5 protein-coding genes are annotated in these 4,235 nt (G+C 65.9%); 2 read left to right on the top strand and 3 right to left on the bottom strand.

Features of this window, described 5'->3' with window-relative positions:
* The coding region (locus ACFDTH_RS17685; protein WP_375288868.1) for a DnaB-like helicase C-terminal domain-containing protein at window positions 1-759 on the top strand (759 nt) is incomplete at its 5' end.
* On the top strand, window positions 759-1,199 hold the full coding sequence (locus ACFDTH_RS17680) for a cupin domain-containing protein (RefSeq protein WP_375288867.1): 441 nt from the start codon (window positions 759-761) through the stop codon (window positions 1,197-1,199). The genes ACFDTH_RS17685 and ACFDTH_RS17680, both read left to right, overlap by 1 nt.
* Window positions 1,200-1,373: 174 nt before the next feature.
* On the opposite strand, the gene ACFDTH_RS17675 is transcribed toward ACFDTH_RS17680, so the two are convergent.
* From ACFDTH_RS17675 to ACFDTH_RS17665, 3 genes are read right to left on the bottom strand one after another with little or no spacing between them, the layout of a single operon-like run.
* Entirely contained in the window at window positions 1,374-2,132 is a 759-nt protein-coding gene (locus tag ACFDTH_RS17675) for a phosphoadenylyl-sulfate reductase (RefSeq protein WP_375288866.1), read from the bottom strand.
* On the bottom strand, window positions 2,125-2,574 hold the full coding sequence (locus ACFDTH_RS17670; protein WP_375288865.1) for a DUF934 domain-containing protein: 450 nt from the start codon (window positions 2,572-2,574) through the stop codon (window positions 2,125-2,127). The genes ACFDTH_RS17675 and ACFDTH_RS17670 overlap by 8 nt, the downstream gene beginning before the upstream one ends.
* On the bottom strand, window positions 2,567-4,198 hold the full coding sequence (locus tag ACFDTH_RS17665; RefSeq protein ID WP_375288864.1) for a nitrite/sulfite reductase: 1,632 nt from the start codon (window positions 4,196-4,198) through the stop codon (window positions 2,567-2,569). Before ACFDTH_RS17665 ends, ACFDTH_RS17670 begins: the two co-directional genes overlap by 8 nt.
* Between the last annotated feature and the right edge of the window lie 37 nt (window positions 4,199-4,235).

The raw sequence follows: 4,235 nt of genomic DNA, 5'->3' as shown, positions 1-4,235 counted from the left end.
ATGGCGGACGGCATCCCGCCGGCCAAGTCGGTGGGCGCCAAGGTGGCGTTCTTCAGCCTGGAAATGTCCGCCGACCAGCTCGCCACCCGCATCTTGGCGGAGCAATCGGGGATCAGTTCCGAGAACCTGCGCATGGGCAAGATCAGCAAGGCGGAGTTCGGCCAGCTCGCCGCCGCCGCCGCCGAGCTGGAGACGCTGCCGTTCTTCATCGACGATACCGGCGGCCTCTCGATCGCCTCGCTCCACACCCGCGTCCGCCGGCTCCAGCGCCGGCACAACAACGAGATCGGGCTGGTGGTGGTGGATTACCTCCAGTTGCTCACCGGATCGGGCAAGTCGTCGGACGGCAACCGCGTGCAGGAGATCTCGGAGATCAGCCGCGGGCTGAAGACGCTGGCCAAGGATCTCAACGTCCCCGTGCTGGCACTCTCGCAGCTGAGCCGCGCGGTGGAGCAGCGCGAGGACAAGAGGCCGCAGCTGTCCGACCTGCGCGAATCGGGCTCGATCGAGCAGGACGCCGACATGGTCTGGTTCGTTTATCGCGAGGATTATTACGTCGCCGCCAAGGAGCCCAAGCGGCCGAGCGACGGCGACGATTCGAAGGTGTTCGACGATCACGCGCGCTGGGCGGCCGACATGGAGCGGGTGTACGGCCTGGCCGAGCTGATCGTTGCCAAGCAGCGCCACGGCGCCACCGGCAAGGTGACGCTGAAGTTCGATCCGCGAATCACCAAGTTCAGCGACTATGCGGGGTATTGATGCCGAAGCTCGACCTTGATGCGATCCGCACGATCGATGGCGGCGGCTATCCGGCGCCTTTCGACGAACCCTCCGCGGGCCGGCGCATCTGGCAGATGGCGGAAGCGGGCGGGATCACCGACTTTGCGGTGAATCGCGTGTTCCTGCCCGAGGGCTCCTGGTCCAGCCAGCGCCACTGGCATGAGGGCGAGGATGAGTTCCTGGTGATGCTGACCGGCGCGGCGACGCTGATCGACGAGGCCGGCGAGACGCCGTTGGGCGCGGGCGATTGCGTCGCCTTTCCAAAAAGCGACGGTAACGGCCATCACCTGATCGGCGGCCCGGGCGGCTGTGTGTTCGTGGTGTGGAGCGTGCCGGAGAAGACGCCGTGCCATTATCCCGACATCGACCTGCATCTAGAGGACGGTCGCTATGTCCACAAGGACGGCACACCTTACTGATCCGTCGCGCGAAGCCGATAATAGGAAGATTGGTTCAGAGGAGGCGCTAAGGCGCAGAGGAGCAGTACCGAGCTGGGCATGTCGCCTTTGAGCTCAATCCTTTGATGATTTTGCGCGCTGACGCGCGCGTCATTCTTGTCTCTGCGCCTCTGCGCCTCCTCTGAACCAAATGCCCTAGAACACCGGCTCCTCGCCCGGCTTCAACGGCATGTGGATGCCGCATTCCACCTTGTCCCAGCCGCGCCACCGCCCCGCGCGGGCGTCCTCGCCCGGCAGCACCTTCGAGGTGCAGGGCTGGCAACCGACGGAGGGATAGTCTTGCTCCTCCAGCGGATGGCGCGGCAGGTTCCGCTCGGCGAAATAGTCTTCCAGGTCGGCCTTTACCCAATCGCCTAGCGGGTTGAGTTTGAGGCGGCCATCCTCGATCTCGAAGCGGGCGATGTTCTGGCGGGTGTGCGATTGGAACGCCTTGCGGCCCGAAATCCAGCTGTCGAGGCCCTGCTTAGCCCGCGCCATCGGCTCCACCTTGCGGATCTCACAGCAGCCATCGGGATCGTAGGACCAACGCATGCCCTTCTCGTCGCGCTTCGCCAGCTTCTCGGCATCGGGCACCACCGTGCGGCTGTCGGTCATGCCGACGTGCGCGAGCAGGGTGTCGCGATAGGCGAGCGTTTCGGGAAACATCTTCAGCGTGTCAACGAAGATCACCGGCGTGTCCGGGTCCGCGCGCGCGACCAGATCGAGCAGCACCGCGCTTTCGGTTCCAAACGAGGAGACCACCGCAGTCCGGCCGAGAAGGCCTTCCGCCAGCACCGCGCGCAGCATGGCAAGCGTCTCGACGCCCTCGAACCGCGCATTGAGCGCATCGGCATCGGCCTGGACGAAGGCGGGGGCGACGTCGATCACGTCGAGCTTGCGGGCGGGTTCACCCATGGCGCAGTTTCCAGATGGGGGCGGCGGCATCGGCGGCGCCCTGATAATGATGGTCGTAGCGCTCCAGGCTGCGCTTCAGCGTCTCGCTGTCGATCGGCGCTTCGGGCGCGAAGCTGTCGAAGCCGCAGCGGCGCATGTGCGGCAGCTGATCGACCAGCACGTCGCCCGCCGCGCGCAGCTCACCGGTGTAGCCGGCCTCGCGCAGGATGCGCGCGGCGGAATAGCCGCGGCCATCGCGATAGGTGGGAAAGCTTACCTCTATCAGCGCGAGCTGGCCGAGGTGCGGCAGTAGCGCGCGCGCATCGTCACCCGCCTCCAGCCGCACCGCGCCGGCGTTGGTCTGGCCTTCGAGGAAGCTGTCCAGCGTCATCGCCGGCTCGTCATGCGCGTCGTCGTCGCGGAATCGGAGCAGGGCGTCGGTGTTCCCTGCGAGATCAGCCATAGATCGCCTCCTTGAACGGCGCGAAGCCGACGCGGCGGTAGGTGTCGAGGAAGCGCTCGCCGGGCTCGCGCACCTCGACGAACTTGTCGGTGACCCGCTCGATCGCATCGACCACGCCGTCCTCATCGAAGCCGGGGCCGGTGATCTTGGCGAGGCTGACGTCCTCCGCGCCCGAGCCGCCGAGCGAAAGCTGGTAATTCTCCGTACCCTTACGATCGACGCCCAGGATGCCGATGTGGCCGGCATGATGGTGGCCGCAGGCGTTGATGCAGCCGCTGATCTTGAGCTTGAGCTCGCCCAGGTCGCGCTGGCGGTCCATGTCGCGGAAGCGGGTGGCGATCTTCTGCGCGAGCGGGATCGAGCGGGCGTTGGCGAGCGAGCAGTAGTCGAGGCCGGGGCAGGCGATGATGTCGCTGATCAGATCGAGGTTCGCTTCGGCGAGACCGGCGTCGTGGAGGGCCTGCCAAATTTCGTGAAGGTCGCGCGTGTGGACGTGCGGAAGCACGATGTTCTGGGCGTGGGTGACACGTAACTCGTTGTAAGCAAAGCGTTCTGCAAGGTCAGCCATTAAATCGATCTGGTCGGCGGAAGCGTCGCCGGGGATGCCGCCGATCGGCTTCAAGCTGATGTTGACGATCGCATGGCCGGGCTGCTTGTGCGCCTTCACGTTCTGGTCGAGCCAGAGCGCAAATTCGGGATCGCTGCGGTCGGGCGTGACCGCGGGCGCGGTGTCATAGGCGGGCGGCGCGAACATCGCGGTGATGCGGGCGAGTTCGGCGGCGGGGGGATCGATGCCGAGCGTCTTGACGTGCGCGAACTCCTCCTCGACCTGGCGACGGTATTCGTCCGCGCCGAGCTCGTGGATCAGGATCTTGATCCGCGCCTTGTAGATGTTGTCGCGCCGGCCGTAGCGATTGTAGACGCGCAGGCACGCCTCGATGTAGCTCAAGAGGTCGTCGGCGGTGACGAAGTCGCGGATCTCGGGTGCGATCATCGGCGTGCGGCCCATGCCGCCGCCGACGAACACCCGGGCGCCGAGCACGCCGTCCCGCTTCACCAAGTCCAGCCCGATATCGTGGAGCCGCATCGCCGCGCGGTCCTCCGGCGCGGCGATCACCGCGATCTTGAACTTGCGGGGCAGGTAGGTGAACTCGGGGTGGAAGGTGCTCCACTGGCGCAGCAGCTCCGCCCAGGGGCGCGGGTCGGTCACCTCGTCGGCGGCGGCGCCGGCGTACTGGTCGCTGCTGATGTTGCGGATGCAATTGCCGCTGGTCTGGATAGCGTGCATCTCGACGGTCGCCAGTTCGGCGAGGATGTCGGGCGCGTCCTCCAGCTTGATCCAGTTGAACTGGATGTTCTGGCGGGTGGTGAAATGGCCATAGCCGCGATCATATTTGCGCGCGACATGCCCCAGCATGCGCATCTGCCGCCCGTCGAGCGTGCCATAGGGCACCGCGACGCGCAGCATATAGGCGTGCAGCTGGAGATACAGGCCGTTCATCAGCCGCAGCGGCTTGAACTGATCCTCGGTGATCTGGCCGGCGAGGCGGCGCTTCACCTGGTCGCGGAATTCGTCGACGCGGGCGTCGACCATGGCCTGATCATATTGGTCGTACTTGTACATACTCGAACCTCACTCCCCTCCCTGCAAGGGAGGGGCT

Origin of the sequence: Sphingomonas sp., from assembly GCF_042096255.1 — a bacterium.
Lineage (GTDB): Bacteria > Pseudomonadota > Alphaproteobacteria > Sphingomonadales > Sphingomonadaceae > Sphingomonas.
This window is presented reverse-complemented; position numbering and strand designations above follow the sequence as displayed.

What these genes read in the sequence shown, in the direction of transcription:
- ACFDTH_RS17675 (WP_375288866.1), bottom strand. Translation starts at nt 2,132, where the DNA reads ATGGGTGAACCCGCCCGCAAGCTCGACGTGATCGACGTCGCCCCCGCC.
- ACFDTH_RS17670 (WP_375288865.1), bottom strand. Translation starts at nt 2,574, where the DNA reads ATGGCTGATCTCGCAGGGAACACCGACGCCCTGCTCCGATTCCGCGAC.
- ACFDTH_RS17680 (WP_375288867.1), top strand. Translation starts at nt 759, where the DNA reads ATGCCGAAGCTCGACCTTGATGCGATCCGCACGATCGATGGCGGCGGC.
- ACFDTH_RS17665 (WP_375288864.1), bottom strand. Translation starts at nt 4,198, where the DNA reads ATGTACAAGTACGACCAATATGATCAGGCCATGGTCGACGCCCGCGTC.